General features: G+C 69.0%; 9 protein-coding genes. 4 read left to right on the top strand and 5 right to left on the bottom strand.

The features are described 5' to 3' along the window. From minC to FV222_RS05815, 4 genes are all read left to right on the top strand, one after another. Positions 1 to 713: septum site-determining protein MinC (gene minC / locus FV222_RS05830; RefSeq protein ID WP_246685338.1), on the top strand; the 713-nt coding region annotated here is incomplete at its 5' end. Positions 714 to 766: 53 nt separating this feature from the next. Next, positions 767 to 1582 (top strand): septum site-determining protein MinD, encoded by an 816-nt coding sequence (gene minD / locus FV222_RS05825; RefSeq protein WP_147750119.1) that lies wholly within the window; start codon positions 767 to 769, stop codon positions 1580 to 1582. After that, positions 1579 to 1914: a cell division topological specificity factor MinE gene (gene minE / locus FV222_RS05820; RefSeq protein WP_147761326.1), complete on the top strand. Its 336-nt coding sequence runs from the start codon at positions 1579 to 1581 to the stop codon at positions 1912 to 1914. The genes minD and minE overlap by 4 nt, the downstream gene beginning before the upstream one ends. A gap of 159 nt (positions 1915 to 2073) precedes the next feature. Beyond that, entirely contained in the window at positions 2074 to 2472 is a 399-nt protein-coding gene (locus FV222_RS05815) for a PRC-barrel domain-containing protein (protein WP_147750117.1), read from the top strand. Between the two features lie 93 nt (positions 2473 to 2565). Here FV222_RS05815 and FV222_RS05810 read toward each other — a convergent pair whose 3' ends face one another. The 5 genes from FV222_RS05810 to treY form a co-directional block, all read right to left on the bottom strand. Further along, entirely contained in the window at positions 2566 to 3423 is an 858-nt protein-coding gene (locus FV222_RS05810) for an alpha/beta hydrolase (protein WP_147761327.1), read from the bottom strand. A gap of 63 nt (positions 3424 to 3486) precedes the next feature. After that, positions 3487 to 5775 (bottom strand): 1,4-alpha-glucan branching protein GlgB, encoded by a 2289-nt coding sequence (gene glgB / locus FV222_RS05805; RefSeq protein WP_147761328.1) that lies wholly within the window; start codon positions 5773 to 5775, stop codon positions 3487 to 3489. 120 nt (positions 5776 to 5895) lie between these two features. Further along, positions 5896 to 9159, bottom strand: a complete 3264-nt coding sequence (gene treS / locus FV222_RS05800) for a maltose alpha-D-glucosyltransferase (protein ID WP_147813406.1) — start codon at positions 9157 to 9159, stop codon at positions 5896 to 5898. A gap of 159 nt (positions 9160 to 9318) precedes the next feature. After that, a complete protein-coding gene (locus FV222_RS05795) occupies positions 9319 to 12717 on the bottom strand; it encodes a maltotransferase domain-containing protein (protein ID WP_147761330.1) in 3399 nt (1132 codons plus the stop codon). A gap of 92 nt (positions 12718 to 12809) precedes the next feature. Further along, positions 12810 to 15909 (bottom strand): malto-oligosyltrehalose synthase (gene treY, locus FV222_RS05790; protein ID WP_147813404.1); only part of this gene is annotated, 3100 nt, incomplete at its 5' end.

The raw sequence follows: 15909 nt of genomic DNA, 5'->3' as shown, positions 1-15909 counted from the left end.
AGCCTGCCGGGCCGGCCAAACCCGCCGCCAAGCCTTCCGCCCCGCGCGCCCTCGCCTTCCGGGGCCGTGCGTTCAAGGCGATGGCGCTGAAGCCCGAAGCGCCGCTCGCCGATTGGCTGGCAGACCTCGACGCGGCGCTGAAGCGCTCGCCGACCCTGTTCGACGGACGCGCGATCATCCTCGATCTCGGCGCCCTTCGCCCGGACCACGAAGCGCTTCAGGCGCTCGTCGCCGACCTCATCGGCCGCCGCGTCCGCATCCTCGGCTTCGAGGGCGTGGGGAGCATCGCGGCCGGCCTGCCGCCGCTGCTGATCGGCGGACGCCCGGCCAGCAACCTGGACCTGCCCGACCTCGCGTTGCCGAAGGTCCCGGAGGAGCCGGTCTCGACCTCGATCACGATCGAGGGCTCGGTCCGCTCCGGGCAGACGGTGGTTCATCCCACCGGGGACGTCACGGTGATGGGCTCGGTCTCTTCCGGCGCCGAGATCCTGGCCGGCGGCTCGATCCACATCTACGGCGCGCTCCGCGGCCGGGCGATCGCGGGCGCCGCCCGCAACCCGCGCGCGCGCATCTACTGCCGCAAGTTCCAGCCCGAGCTGCTCGGGATCGATCGCCTCGTCCGCACGGCCGAGGACATCGGAACGCAGCTCCAGGGCAAACCCGCACAGATCTGGCTCGACGGCGGCGCGATCCGCATGGCGGGCTTGGACTGACCTACGAAATCTCAGAACTCGATCCGATCACCGCAGATCAAGGAGCGACACGCGTGGCAAAGGTTTTGGTCGTCACATCGGGCAAGGGCGGCGTCGGCAAGACGACGACCACGGCGGCACTAGGTGCCGCGATCGCGCAGGGAGGACAGAGCGTCTGCGTCGTCGACTTCGACGTCGGCCTGCGCAACCTCGACCTCGTCATGGGGGCCGAGCGCCGGGTCGTCTACGACCTGATCAACGTCGTCAACGGCGACGCCAAGCTCAACCAGGCGGTGATCCGCGACAAGCGGCTCGAGACCCTGCACCTGCTGCCGGCCTCGCAGACCCGCGACAAGGACGCGCTGACCGACGAGGGCGTCGCTCGCGTCATGGAAGAGTTGCGCGAGAAGTTCGACTGGGTGATCTGCGATTCGCCCGCCGGCATCGAGCGCGGCGCCCAGCTCGCCATGCGCCACGCCGACGTCGCGGTGGTGGTGACCAACCCGGAAGTCTCGTCGGTGCGCGATTCCGACCGGATCATCGGCCTGCTCGACTCGAAGACGGTCAAGGCCGAGCGCGGCGAGAACATGGACAAGCACCTGATCCTCACCCGCTACGACCCCAGCCGGGCCGACCGCGGCGACATGCTCAAGGTCGAAGACGTCCTCGAAATCCTGTCGATCCCGCTGCTGGCGATCATTCCCGAGAGCCAGGAGGTGCTTCGCGCCTCGAACGTCGGCTGCCCGGTCACGCTGAACAACCCGCTCTGCGCGCCCGCCCGCGCCTACACCGACGCCGTGCGCCGGCTCAAGGGCGAGACGCTGCCGATGACGATGCCGACGGACCGCAAGTCCTTCCTCGACAAGCTTTTCCTGCGGAGGGCGGCATGACCCTCCTCGGCCTCTTCAACAAGCGCGCCTCCGGCTCCGTCGCCCGCGAGCGCCTCCAACTGATCCTCGCCCACGAGCGGTCCGAGACCGGCCAGCCCGACCTCGTGATCACGCTCCGCGAGGAGATCCTGGCCGTCATCGCCAAGCACGTCTCGGTCGAGCGCGACAAGGTGAAGATCACGCTGGAGCGCGGCGAGGGCGTCTCGACGCTGGGCCTCGACATCGAGCTCCCGCTCACGGCCGCCAAAGGACGCAACGAGGTGCGCACCGAAACGCGCGCCGACGCGAAGTCCGAGAAGGCGATGCCGGAGAAGCGCAAGCAGGCTGCCTGACGCCGAACCCCAACACAAAGCCCGCGGATCGAAAGGTTCGCGGGCTTTTTCGCGCGTGCAAGACCATGGGCGACGCTCGCGATGCGTCGCGAATCGGTGACGGAACGATCGAGGCCGCAGGGCATTCCTAGGCACCCCTTTCGGGTCTTGGAGATTGCAATGCGTCGTCTGATCCTGGCATCCATGGTCGCCCTCACCGTCTCCGGCGCGGCGTTCGCCGCCGAGCAGACCACCCCGACCACGGCCGCGAAGTTCGTGCCGGTGCCGCAGGATGCGGTGCTGAGCTACAACCTCATCGGCCTCAACGTGATGGACGGCTCGAACAACAACGTCGGCGAGATCAAGGATCTCGCGATGGAGCACGGCAAGCTCACCAGCTACATCATTTCCGTCGGCGGCTTCCTCGGTATGGGCGAGCGCTACGTCTCGGTCGAGCCGGCCTCCGTTGCGCTCGGCTACGACGAGGGCGCGAAGAAGTGGAAGGCGATCATCGGCGCCACCAAGGATCAGCTCAAGGCTGCGCCCGAGTTCAAGTACGACGGCAAGTTCAAGCGTTGAGGCTCGCGCCTCTTAACTGGGTATCTTGTGAGGAAGCCCGCTGATCGTAGGATCCGCGGGCTTCGTCTTTTCAGGTCTCGGAACGGCGTCTTCTCAGGCGCGCAGGAACGCGACGAGGGATGCGTTCACCGCGTCGGCCGCATCGTGCTGCACCCAGTGCGTCGCCTCCGGGTACCATTCGATACGTCCGTCGTCGCAAAGCTCGAGGCTCGCCTCGGCGAGGCCGCTCCCCAAAGCGTGGTCGCGGCGGCCCCACAGGATCAGCGTCGGCGCCGTCACCCGCGGCGCGGTGCTCGCCCGCGGCAGGCGCAGCGCGCGGTACCAGTTCAGCATGCCGGTCATCGCGCCGGGCTTCGCCCAGGCAGCGGCGTAAAGATCGAGGTCGGCGTCGGTGAAGCTGCCCTTTCGGCTGGTCGTCGCCAGCGCCTGCCGCAGCACGGTGCAGTCGCTCGCGGTCAGACGCTTCTCGGGCAGGTGGGGGATCTGGAAGAATGCGACATAGGCGCTGCGCAGCAGCTGCGTCGGATGCCGCCGGATGTAGGGGCCGAAGATCGCGGGGTGCGGCGCGTTGAGGATCGCCAGACGCTCGATCCGCTCGGGGTAGAACGAGGCAATCCACCACGCCACCAGCCCACCCCAATCGTGCGCGACGAGGCGGAATTTCGCGAAACGGTAATGGTCGGCGAGCTCGATCACGTCGCCGGCGAGCCGGTCGAGGTGGTAGGCGGCGATGCCCCCGGGCTTGTCGCTGAGATTGTAACCGCGCTGGTCCGGTAGGACGAGGCGCAGGCCCGCCTCCGAGAGGGGGCCGATCTGGCGGCGCCAGCCGTACCAGAACTCCGGGAAGCCGTGCAGCACGATGGTGGGGAGGCCGTCGGCCGGCCCGGCCTCCGCCACGTGCAGGCGGATGCTCGGGAGGAAGACCGACGAAGTCCGAACCGAATCGAGCAACGCGACCTCCTGCGCATCAAACAGCAAGGGCGGCCGCAGCTTGCGGCGCGGCCGCCCTTGTCGTCAGCCCTCGCGAACGAAGATCATGGTCGAGAGCGGCGGCAGGGTCAGGCTCAGGGAATGCGCCTGGCCATGGCTCTGCGTCGCGTCGGCCTCACGGCCGCCCATGTTGCCCACGTTCGAGCCGCCGTAGATGCCGGCATCCGAGTTGAACGCCTCGCGGTAGTAACCCGCCGCCGGCACGCCGACGCGGTAGTTCTCGCGCGGCACCGGGGTGAAGTTCGAGACGACGAGAGCGATCTGGCCGGCCTCGCGGCCCTTGCGCGCCCAGGCGATGACGCTGTTGTCCTGGTCGTCCGCCACCAGCCATTGGAAGCCCGCGGCCTCGGTGTCGCGGCTGTGGAGCGCCGGCGTCGAGACGTAGAGGTGGTTGAGGTCGCGGATCACGTCCTTCACGCCGGCGTGGGCCGGGTCGTCGAGCAGGTGCCAGTCGAGCGACTGGTTGTGGTTCCACTCACGCTCCTGGCCGAACTCGCCGCCCATGAAGAGCAGCTTCTTGCCCGGGTGTCCCCACATGAAGCCGAAATACGCGCGCAGGTTCGCGAACTTCTGCCACCGGTCGCCGGGCATCTTACCGAGCAGCGAGCCCTTCCCGTGCACGACCTCGTCGTGGGACAGCGGCAGGATGAAGTTCTCGGAGAAGGCGTAGAGCAGCCCGAAGGTCAAGTCGTGGTGGTGGTAGCGCCGGTGGATCGGATCGGTAGAGACGAAGTTCAGGGTGTCGTGCATCCACCCCATGTTCCACTTGAAGCCGAAGCCGAGCCCCCCGGTATAGGTCGGGTGCGAGACGCCGGGCCAAGAGGTGGATTCCTCGGCGACCGTGATGGTGCCGGGGGCGTGGCTGTAGGTCGCCTCGTTGGTCTTGCGCAGGAACTCGATCGCATCGAGGTTCTCGTTGCCGCCGTACTGGTTCGGAATCCACTCGCCCTGGCGGCGCGAGTAGTCGAGGTAGAGCATCGAGGCGACGGCATCCACACGCAGGCCGTCGAGGTGGTAGTGCTCGAGCCAGAACCGGGCGTTGGCGGCGAGGAACGTCGCCACCTCGGCGCGGCCGAAATTGTAAATGTAGGTGCCCCAATCCTGGTGGAAGCCCTGGCGCGGGTCGGCGTGCTCGTAGAGGTGCGTGCCGTCGAACTGGCCGAGCCCATGCGCATCGAGCGGGAAGTGGCCGGGCACCCAGTCGAGCATCACGCCGATGCCGGCCGCGTGCGCCGCGTTCACGAACGCCGCGAAGTCGTCCGGGGTGCCGTGGCGGCTCGTCGGCGCGAACAGCGACACCGGTTGGTAGCCCCACGACCCGTCGAACGGGAACTCCGTGATCGGCAGCATCTCGATATGGGTGAAGCCCATCTCCTTGACGTAGGGGATCAGCCGCTCGCCCAACTCCTTGTAGGTGAGGTAGCGGTTGCCCTCGCCGGGCACCCGCGCCCACGAGCCGAGGTGGACCTCGTAGATCGAGATCGGCGCATGCCGCGGGTCCTTCTCGCCACGCGTCTCCATCCAGGCCTTGTCGTGCCAGGCGGGCTCGCTCGTGCCCTGCAGCACGGAGGCGGTCTGCGGCGGGTGCTGGGCGGCGAAGGCGACCGGGTCGGCCTTCAGCGGCAGCAGCGACCCGTCGGGGCCGCGGATCTCGAACTTGTAGTTCTGGCCGGCCTTGAGCCCCGGAACGAACAGCTCCCAGAGGCCGCCGTTCTGCCAGAGGCGCATCGGATGGCGGCGCCCGTCCCACTCGTTGAAATCGCCGACGACGCTCACGCGCTTGGCGTTCGGGGCCCAGACCGCGAAGCGGAAGCCGTCGATGCCGTCGAGGCAGCCGAGCTGCGCGCCGAGGATCTTGTAGACGAGGTTGGTGCCAACCTCGCGGAGGGTGTCGACGTCGTGCTGCTCCAGCGACGAACCGAAGCCGTAGGGGTCGTGCCGGCGGCGCTTGGCTCCATCCCAGGTCTCGACCTCGATCTCGTAGAGCGGCCGGCCCTGGCTCTCGACCTTCGCGACCCAGAACCCTTCCGGGTGGCGCCGCTCGAACGGCACCGCGTCGCCGCCGACGATCAACGCAGCGGACTTGGCCTCCGGCAGCACGGCACGAACCTCCCAGGTGCTGGGTCCGGCCTGGTGCGGACCGAGCACGCTGAAGGCGTCGCCATGGTTGGCGGCCATCACCGCCGCGATCGCATCGGGATGGACGCCGTGCGCCGCCCCCGCCGGCGCGGAGCCGGACGAGGGGACATTCGAGACCTGGTTCGTGTCCGACGGGTCGGAGCGGGTCGCGAAGGTCTGGTCGATGGCCGTCATTCAGGTGCCTCTCTCGGGTGACCGGGGCCGCGCCCGAATGGGTCGGGCGAGGGCCTCAAGTCCGTCAGTCTCCGCGCGGGCCGGGGAGGCCGTTTTCGCCTCGGCGGCCCGCGCCTTGGATCAGGACGCCTTGGCGTCCTCCAGAATGGTCAGAACCCCACGGGCGGGGATTTCGATCCAGTCCGGGCGGTTGTTCGCCTCGTAATCAACCTCGTAGAGCGCCTTCGTCAGGAGGCAGAGGCGCAACAGACGGTCCTGCGTCGCCGGGTCGGTCACGGCGGCGCGGCTCTCGGAGACGGCGCTTCCGTATCCTTCGAGGAACGCCGCATCGATCATGCCACGCCAGGCGAGGGCCGCGTTGCGCGCGCGTTCCTCGGAATCGGCGAAGCGGCCGGCGATCTCGCGGGTCACCGTCTCGGCGCCGTAGGCGAACGAGCGCAGCATCCCGGCGACGTCCCGCAGCGGCGTCGACTTCGCCCGGCGCTCGTCGGCCGGCCGCGAGGGCTCGCCCTCGAAGTCGACCAGTACGAGGTCGCCGCTCGATACCAGCACCTGTCCGAGGTGGTAGTCGCCGTGGATGCGGGTCTTGAACGCACCCTTCGGCGGATCGCGCGTCAGCGACGCGATCAGCGCGTCGACCTCGGCCCGGCGCTCGGCCAGAGCCGCGCTCGCCGGGCGTCCGGCGTCGAGCCCGCGCTCGGCGATGCCCTTGAGCCCGCGGAAAGCGCGGTCGGCCTGATGCTTCGCGTCGGCGCCGAGCACCGCCAGGTCGTCGGCCGTGAACGGCTCGGCGGCGAAGGCCGCGTCCGCCGTCTCGATCGCGAAGGCGTTGTGCATCTCGGCGGTGCGGCGCCCGAGGAGTTCGGCCCAGCGCAGGTGGTCGTGGAACGCGTCCTCCGGCGTCGGCGCCTCGCTCTCGGGAGCCAGCACCACGGTCTCGAAGTCGCGGCGCAGGCCCTCGAGCATCACCGTCCAGGCGTCGCCCTGGTTCAGGACGAAGCTCTGCAGCACGGCGAGCGCCGTGCGGGTGCCGTCCTCGGCGACGTGCTCCAGGGTGCCGAGCAGCGCCGGCGTGTTCGGAAACTTCGCCTCCTCGGTGAGGAAGCGCCCGACCTCGACCTCGGGATGGGTCCCCGGCTGCAGGCGGCGCAGCAGCTTGAGCATCATCTTCGCGCCGATGGCGATCGAGGTGTTGCTTTGCTCGGCCGACAGCCGGCGCACGTCGGCGGCCTCGAACGGCACGCTGTGGTCGAACGCCGAAGTCGAGGAGAAGACGAGCTTGCCGCCCTCGGTCGGGATCTCGCGGCCGTCGCGCATGCCTTCGGCGAGGCAGATCGCGAAGTCGGGCGAGGCCGCAGCCCCGTAAAGCAAGCCGGTGCGTGGACCGCGGCGCACGCGCGCCACGGCGAATTCGAGCAGCGTCTCGTCCTCGCGGCCCTCGTCGACGCCGACGGGCACGAAGTATTGCTGCCGCTCGCCGTTGGAGAGCTGCACGTCGATGCGCGGCAGCAGGAAGCGGGCTTCGCCGCCGGCCTCCTTCACGGTGGCGCAGTCGACGACCTTCACGCTCTTGATCCGCGAGCCCTTGGCGCCGAACCAGCGACGGCTGGCGATGAAGGGCGGGATCACGGTGCGCTCGAAGGCGACGCGCTCGCGGCCGGCCATCAGGCTCTCGATGCCGCCGGTGAGCACGAGCGTGAACAGCTCGGGCGCCTCCTTCATCGGCCCGACCGTGCCGGTGTTCGCAGACGACAGCGAGAACCAGTAGAAACCGTAGGACGGCAGGGTGAGCAGGTAGGGCAGCTCGCCGATCGGCGGGAATTCGCTGCCGCCGGTGAGCTCGATCGGCACCGCGCTGCGCAGCTCCGACAGGTCGAGCTGCACCGCCTGCGGCGCGCGCGACAGGTTGGCGACGCAGAGCACGCGCTCGCCCTCGAACTCGCGGATCCAGGCCAGCACCTTGCGGTTGCTAGGATACAGGAACTGCATCGAGCCGCGGCCCAACGCCGTGCTGTTGTTGCGGATGGCGATCATCCGCCGCGTCCAGTTCAGCAAGCTGGTCTGCGACTGCGTCTGCGCCTCGACGTTCAGGGCGTCGAAGCCGTAGATCGGGTCCTGGATCGCCGGCAGGAACAGGCGCTGCGGGTTGGCCCGCGAGAAGCCGCCGTTGCGGTCGGGCGACCATTGCATCGGCGTGCGCACGCCGTCGCGGTCGCCGAGATAGATGTTGTCGCCCATACCGATCTCGTCGCCGTAGTACAGCACCGGCGTTCCGGGCATGGACAGGACGAGGGACTTCATCAGCTCGATCTTGCGCCGGTCGTTCTCGAGCAGCGGCGCGAGGCGGCGGCGGATGCCGAGGTTGATGCGGGCGCGGCGCTCGGCGGCGTAGAACGACCAGAGGTAATCACGCTCCTCCGCGGTCACCATCTCGAGCGTCAGCTCGTCGTGGTTTCGCAGGAAGATCGCCCATTGGCACCCTTCCGGGATCTCGGGCGTCTGGCGCATGATGTCGGTGATCGGGTGCCGGTCCTCCCGGGCGATCGCCATGTACATCCGCGGCATCAGCGGGAAGTGGAACGCCATGTGGCATTCGTCGCCGTCGCCGAAATACTGCGCGGTCTCCTCCGGCCACTGGTTAGCCTCGGCCAGCAGCATCCGGTCGGGATAGCTCGCGTCGAGCGCCGCGCGGATCGCCTTGATGACCGTGTGGGTCTCGGGAAGGTTCTCGCAGTTCGTGCCGTCGCGCTCGATCAGGTAGGGGATCGCGTCCAGGCGCAGGCCGTCGACGCCCATGTCGAGCCAGTAGCGCATCGTCTCGATGACGGCTTCCAGCACCTTCGGGTTGTCGAAGTTCAGGTCCGGCTGGTGACTGTAGAACCGGTGCCAGAAGTACTGCTTGGCGACCGGGTCCCAGGTCCAGTTCGAGGTCTCGGTGTCGAGGAAGATGATCCGCGTGTCGGAATATGGCGTGTCGGTGTCCGACCAGACGTAGAAGTCGCGCTCCGGCGACCCGGCCGGCGCCTCGCGGGCGCGCTGGAACCACGGGTGCTGGTCCGAGGTGTGGTTGATGACGAGCTCGGTGATCACCCGCAGGCCGCGCTCGTGCGCGGCTTCCACGAAGCGGCGGAAGTCCGCCATCGTCCCGTAGGACGGGTTGACCTCCTCGTAGTCGGCGATGTCGTAGCCGTCGTCCCGCAACGGGGACGGGTAGAACGGCATCAGCCAGATGGCGGTGACGCCGAGGTCTCGGACATAGTCCAGCCGCTGGGTGAGGCCCTCGAAATCACCGATCCCGTCATTGTTCGAGTCGAAGAACGACTTGACGTGGATCTGGTAGATGATGGCGTCACGGTACCATTGCGGATCGCTGCGATCGATCATCGCGTCGTTGCCTCGCACGTCGGATTCAGGGGCTTGTCGGGCCGGTCCCGCACGACGAGGTCGTCACGTGATCGGTGTGCAGCTGTCTAACCGCAGGATGGTGGCGACAGCGCGACCGACCGGGCCGATCGCGCGCCGTTTCTGGTTACACGGGCGGCTTCAGCCCGCAACCCGCTTCGGACGGCTGAGGCGCCAGATCACGCAGGACCGCTCGACCGGATCGAGGGCGATGCGGTGGGACTTGCCGCGCAACTCGAACGTGTATCCGTCGAGCAGGTCCTCGACCGCCACCGCCCCGCCGTCATCCTCGCCGAGCAGCCAGAGCGGCACCTCGTAGGTGCATTCCTGGCGGTTCTTCGGGTCGAGGTTGACCATCACGAACACGCAGTTGTCGCGATTGGGCGTGGTCTTGGCGTAGGCGATGATCTCGTCGTTGTAGGCGCCGGTGAAGACGACGTTGCGGAAGTCCCAGAGCGCGGGGTTCTCGCGACGGATCTGGTTGAGCTTGACGATGTGCTCGCGGATGTTGCCGGGGCGGTCGTAGTCCCAGGCCTTCAGCTCGTACTTCTCGGAGTTGAGGTATTCCTCCTTGCCGGGATACGGCGCGGCCTCGCACAGCTCGAAGCCGTTGTAGATGCCGTAGACCGACGACAGCGTCGCAGCCAGCGTCGCGCGCACGACGAAGCCCGCCTGCCCGCTGGTCTGGAGGTAGTGCGGGTTGATGTCCGGCGTGTTGGCGAAGAAGTTCGGGCGGTAGTACTCGCCCATCTCGCCGGCGAGCTCCATCGCGTAGGACGTCAGCTCTGCCTTGGTGTTGCGCCAAGTGAAGTAGGTGTAGCTCTGCTGGTAGCCGGCTTTGGCGAGCTTCTTCATCATCTTCGGCCGGGTGAAGGCCTCCGCGAGGAAGAGCGCGTCGGGGTAGCGGCCGTTCACCTCGGCGATCACCCATTCCCAGAACGGGATCGGCTTGGTGTGCGGGTTGTCGACGCGGAAGATGCGCACGCCGCGCGAGCACCAGCCGAGCAGGATGTTGCGCAGCTCGATCCACAGCGACGGCAGCGCGCCGCCGTAGAAGTGGACGTTCGAGATGTCCTCATACTTTTTCGGCGGGTTCTCGGCGAACTTCAGCGTCCCGTCCGGGCGCCACTCGAACCATTCGGGATGGTTCTTGATCCAGGGGTGGTCGGGCGAGCACTGGATCGCGAAGTCGAGGGCGACCTCCATACCGTGGGCGTGACTCGCCGCGACGAGGCGTTCGAAGTCGGCGAGCGTGCCGAGATCGGGGTGGACCGCTTCGTGGCCGCCCTCCTCGGTGCCGACCGCGTAGACCGAGCCGACGTCCCCCGGCAGCGCCTTCAGGGTGTTGTTCTTGCCCTTGCGGTTGGTGCGCCCGACCGGATGGATCGGGGTGAAGTACAGCACGTCGAAGCCGAGCTCGCGGATCTCCGGCAGGCGGCCGATCACGTCGTCGAAGGTGCCGTGGCGGTTCACGTCCATCGATTGCGAGCGCGGAAAGATCTCGTACCAGGCCGAGAACCGGGCCGCGAGACGGTCGGCGATCACCTGCGCGACGACGGGATAGCGCGAGGCGTTCACCCGCTCGGCGTTGCGGCGCACGAGGCTGGCAGAATCCGGGACGAGGATGCGGTCGAGCTGGGCGGCGGAGCCGGTCTCCTCGGCGCCGAGCGCGGCGACGAGCGCGTGCAGCCGCTCCTTGTCGCGTCCCTCGGCGAGGTCGGCGGCAGTCTGGACCAGGGTAACGCCCTCGATGGTCTCGAGGCGCACGTCCACTCCGGCGTCACGCTTCTTCAGGGTGTCGCGCATCCACGAGGAGAAGCCGTCGCGCCAGCCCTCGATGGTGAACTCGTAGCGGGCGTTCTTCTCCAGCGGGAAATGCCCGGCCCAGCGGTCGTTGTCGACGAACACCATCGGGTCGCGCCGCCACTCGGTCGCGCCGACGACGCGGGAGAGGATCGCGGCGTTCAGGATCTCGTGCCCGTCCGAGAAGATGTCGGCCTCGACCACGAAGCTCTCGCCGACGACGCGCTTGACCGGGGAGCGGCCGCCGTCGAGTTCCGGCGCTACCGCCTCGATCACGACGCGGCCCGTGCCGTCCGGCGTGCCGCGGCTCGGCAGCTTCGTCACCACAGCGGCCTCGGCGCTGATGATCCGCAGCTCGCCGGGCGCCAGGTCGATGGCGCTGCCGGGATGGAAGGCGATCGGCTCGGCCTCGGGGGTGCGATCGACGAACGGCCCGAGCATGCCGCCGGTGCGGGTGATCAGCGCGCCGGCATCGACCGGCACGGGCTTGTCGGTCGGGTTGAAGATCAGGATCACGGCGTGCCGCGCGGAGGCCGGGTGCCCGGTGTCGTAGCGGGCGAGCGCGACGAAGTCCGCATCCGGCGACGAGATGTGCGCCTGCGCGCCCTCGACGTTCGCGGCGGGAAGCTCGGCGCGGAGCGCGTTGATCGCGGTGACGTAGGCCGAGATGTCGATTCCGGTGTCTGACTCGCGGTCGGCCGGCGTGGTGTCGACGACGTGGACCGGGCGGCGATAGCCCCACTCGTAACCGATCGGCATCAGCACGCCAGCCGAGTAGAATGCGGCCAGCGCGTAACGGCTGCGCAGCTGCGCGGCGACGACGTCTGCCGCGCCCGTCACCTTGGCCGCCAGACGCGGCATGTCGTGGTTCTCGGGGAACGCGATCGAGGGGGCGATGACGCGCAGGCGCTCGTACTGCTCCAACGCCCAGGGCTTCTTCAGGTCCCACCACGCGAACGAGTTGAACAGGTAGTCGAAGCCCGCCCCGGCCGTGGCCCTCGCCTCCTCGAAGGTGCAGCCCAGCGTCTCGGCGGCAAAGAGGCAGCCGGCCTCGCGTGCCTTGGACTGGCCGATCAGGGCGCGCCAGGTCTCCGGCGGGACCTTGTAGGCGGCGTCGCAGCGGAAGCCGGCGACGCCGAGGCCCTGGAGGTGGGCGATGTAGGCGTCCCAGATCCGGGTCAGCTCGTTGCGCGGACCTTCGGAATGGTAGTCGAGCTCGGCCAAGTCGCCCCAGACGGTGCGGATCGTCGGGTCGTCGGGATCGACCGCCGCCGGGCTCGCGATCGAGCCGTCGGCCTCCTTGACGAACAAGTCCGGCCGCTCGCGGGCGAGGCGTCCGTCGTTGGCGGTGTGGTTGATGACGAGATCGGTCATCACCGACAGGCCGGCCGCCTCGGCCGCGGCGCAGAAGCGCCGGATCTGCGCGTCGTCGTCGGTGCCGTCGTCGTCGCGGAAGCGGTCGTCGAGGCGCTCCGGGTCGGCGACCGCGTAGAGGCTGCCCGACCCGCCGGTGGCGTGGAACGGGTTGAGGTAGACCCAATCGAAGCCGAGCTCCGCGATCCGCGGCAGCTCCGCCGTCCAATCCGACACCCGCCCGACGAGGAGCGGGAACAGGTTGTAGATCCGCGGCCCCAGGACGCGCGCTCCCGAGCCCCCCGTCGCGAGGCCGGCCGGCGGCGAGACGGGGGCCGCCCCGTCCGCTGCGGCTTTCCTCGATGCGGTTGTCGGTGCGTTCATGCTGGCCTCGAAAATATGGGATGGCGTCATCGGCTAACGCCCGAATGCCGGGTGCGTGCCGTGTCCGATGATCCGGCACGGCACGCGGGGTCTCAGGTCCGGCGCCGGAGCACGGCGTAGGGAAGCGCGGAAAACAGCGCTCCGAAATCCGCGGACCCCTCGTAGTCGGCCCCCGTGACGATGTCGTGCCAGCGGATGCCGGCGCCGAGGTCGACGGTCGTGCCGGCAAAGCCTGCGCCGGACCACGTTTCGTCCGTCACCAATCCGGCGACCAGGCGCGGGACGGCGACGAACAGGTCGCCCTCCGTGCTCGCGTCGGACCGCAGGTAGGCGATCACGTTCTCGGCCCGCGGGCCGGCGGCCTCGATCGCGCGATAGTCGGCCTCGGCGTAGAAGGCCGGCCGCGCGGCGCGGTCGGCGAGCAGTCGCGCCAGGGTAGCCTGCTTCACACGCCCGTCCGGCCAACGCGAAAGCAGCCCGGGCACGGCCCCCTCATCGGAGAGGGCGCGTTCGAGGGCCGGGTAGTCCACCGGCCGGCGGTTGTCGGGGTCGACGAACGAGAAGTCCCAGAACTCGGTGCCCTGGTACACGTCGGGAAGACCCGGCAGCGTGCATTTGAGGACCGTGCGGCCGAGGCCGGCGATCATGCCGAGATGGGCGAGGCGGCGGGCGAACGGCCGGAGCTGGGCCAGGAACGCGGAGCCCGGTGCGATCAGCGCCTCGAACAGCTTGGCGACCGCGCCCTCGTAGGCCGCGTCGACGTTAACCCAGCTCGACCGGCGCTTGCCCTCGCGCATCGCCTTCTCGCTGTAGGCAGTCAGGCGCTTGCGGAAGTCCTCGATCGCGTCGGGCGCGTCGGCGTCGAGCAACTCGAGCGGCCACGCCCCTAGGATAGCCTGGAAGAACATCCACTGGTCGTTGGCGTCCGGCGCTGGCTCGTCGTCGATGCTCGCGAGATGCGGGCCGGCGACCGTGCGCCAGAGGTCCCAGGCCCGGGCCCACTCCTCCGGCAGCTCGGACAGGGCGAGCAGGCGCGTGCGTGCATCCTCGCCGCGCTTGGTGTCGTGCGTCGCCGTGGTGATCATGGCGTTCGGCCAGTCGCGGGCGCGCGCCGCCTGCAGGCCGTGGAAGTGCTCGGCGTCCAGCCCATACTCGCCCGGGTCGCCGCCGACCTCGTTGAGGCCGAGCAGCATCGCGTAGCGGTAGAACAGCGTGTCCTCCAGGCTCTTGGCCATCACCGGGCCGGTGAGCTGCTGGAAGCGGCGGCGGAAGCGCAGGATCACACTCGGATCGGGCCTGCCGGGACCGGCGGTCTCAATCCGTCCGATCAGGGCGGCGGCGGCGAAGTCGTGCACCGAGCGGTCCGGCAACGCAGACCAGCGCTTGGCCTTGGCGACCGCGCCCTCGATCAACCGGATGTCCTCGGCCTCAACGTCGCTCTCGTCGAGGTCCGGCGGCAGGTAGCTGCGATAGGTCGGGAAGCGGGCGATGATCTCGATCAGCGCCCGGCGGATCGCGTTGACCGAGAAGTCGCGCGTGCGCCGGTCGGCGTCGGCGATCTCCTTGAGGTCGCTGGTCAGCACCTCGAGTTCGCTCGCGAAGCTGATCTCCAGGATCTCGGCCTTCGCGGCGCGAAGCTGGAAGCCGTAGGGCTCGTCGTAGCCGGTGGCCCACTCGTAGAGACGCTTGATCTTCCCGCGCTTGCCCTGATCGACCAGAATGCCGTCGAGGTGGTTCAGCACGTCGTAGCCGGTGGTGCCGGCCACAGGCCAGGGCCGAAGCTTCTCGCCCGGCTCCAAAATCTTCTCCACGACGACGTAGAAGCCCGGCCCAACGGCGGCCTGCAGCGCCCGCGCGTAGCCCTGCGGGTCGGCCAGCCCGTCGATATGGTCGATGCGCAGGCCGTCGATCCGCCCCTCGCGGACGTGCCGGAACACGGTCTCGTGCGAGCGGTGGAAGATGTCGTTCAGCTCGACGCGAAGGCCCGCAAGGGAGTTCACGTCGAAAAAGCGCCGATAGTTGATGTCGCTCGACGCGACGCGCCAATGCGCCAAGCGGTAGGCTTGACTTTCGAGCAGCCGATGGAGCGGGCCGAAGCTGTCGGGACGGCCCTTGAAGCCGTTGAGCAGCTTCAAGCTGCGGTCGACGGCGGCGCGGATTTCAGGCGACACCGCACAGACGGCGGCGAGACGCCGCTTCAGCCCCTCGGCCTCCTCGGGGAAGGCGTGACGCCGTTTCGGGTCGGTCTCGGCACCCATGGCGCGCAGGCGCTCGGAGATGGCCAGCAGCTCGCCCTGCGCCTCCTCGTCCACGTCGCCGAGCGCCGCGAGCACCCGGTTGAGGATCGTCGGGTAGTTCAGCGGGCGGATGGGGAACTGATGCTCGTAGTGCCACACGCTGAAGGCGCCGGCCTCTGCGTCGAACTTGAGTTCGAGGTTACCGTTCTCCAGCGCCTCGCCGTAGCGCTCGCCGAGGAAGGGGATGACGAGGTTGCGGTTGGCACCCAGGCGCTCCCAGTCGATGTCGAAGGCGTGGCCGAAGGGCGAGAGCGCGCCCCATTCGAGCACCGACAGCCACCACGGGTTGTCGGCGCCGCCGACGCCCATGTGGTTCGGGACGATGTCGAGGAGGAGCTTCAGCCCGTGCGCCCGCAGGGCGTCCGACAGGCGGACGAAGCCGGCCTCGCCGCCGAGTTCCGGGTTGATCGCCCCGTGGTCGACGATGTCGTAGCCGTGAGTCGAGCCGGGCCGCGCCTTCTGCAGCGGCGAGGCGTAGACGTGGCTGATGCCGAGCTTGGCGAGATACGGGACGATCCTCTCCGCGTCGGCGAAGGTGAAGTCCTTGTGGAATTGGAGCCGATAGGTCGCCCGCGGCGGCGCCGTCGCGAGACGCGCAGCGCCCGAGCGCGGGCCACGATCCTCGGCAGACAGCGAAGCGGCGAGCTTCGCCAGCGGGCCGCCGGGGGCGGCGATGGCGTTCAGGTCGCGGTCGAGCTTGCGCCGCCAGTTCGGATAGCCCTCGGTCGAGCCCGGAACGTTGGCCTGGCTCAGCTCGGACACCACGTCCTCGTACTGCACCGCCGTCAACATCGACGGGGCGCGGGCGAGGTAGCGCGCCGCGGCCTCGAACGGCGCGACGTCCGGCGGCTCGGCGCCGACGATGAGCTGCTGGCCGGCCAGCGCCTCCGACAGG

This window comes from Methylobacterium sp. WL103 (assembly GCF_008039885.1).
Classification (GTDB): Bacteria; Pseudomonadota; Alphaproteobacteria; order Rhizobiales; family Beijerinckiaceae; genus Methylobacterium; species Methylobacterium cerastii.
Note: the sequence above shows the minus strand (reverse complement) of the source record. Positions and strands in the feature narration are given on the sequence as shown.

Bases quoted from the DNA above. Each gene is read 5' to 3' on its own strand.
- FV222_RS05795 (WP_147761330.1), bottom strand. From the start codon at position 12,717: ATGAACGCACCGACAACCGCATCGAGGAAAGCCGCAGCGGACGGGGCG.
- FV222_RS05815 (WP_147750117.1), top strand. From the start codon at position 2,074: ATGCGTCGTCTGATCCTGGCATCCATGGTCGCCCTCACCGTCTCCGGC.
- minE (WP_147761326.1), top strand. From the start codon at position 1,579: ATGACCCTCCTCGGCCTCTTCAACAAGCGCGCCTCCGGCTCCGTCGCC.
- glgB (WP_147761328.1), bottom strand. From the start codon at position 5,775: ATGACGGCCATCGACCAGACCTTCGCGACCCGCTCCGACCCGTCGGAC.
- treS (WP_147813406.1), bottom strand. From the start codon at position 9,159: ATGATCGATCGCAGCGATCCGCAATGGTACCGTGACGCCATCATCTAC.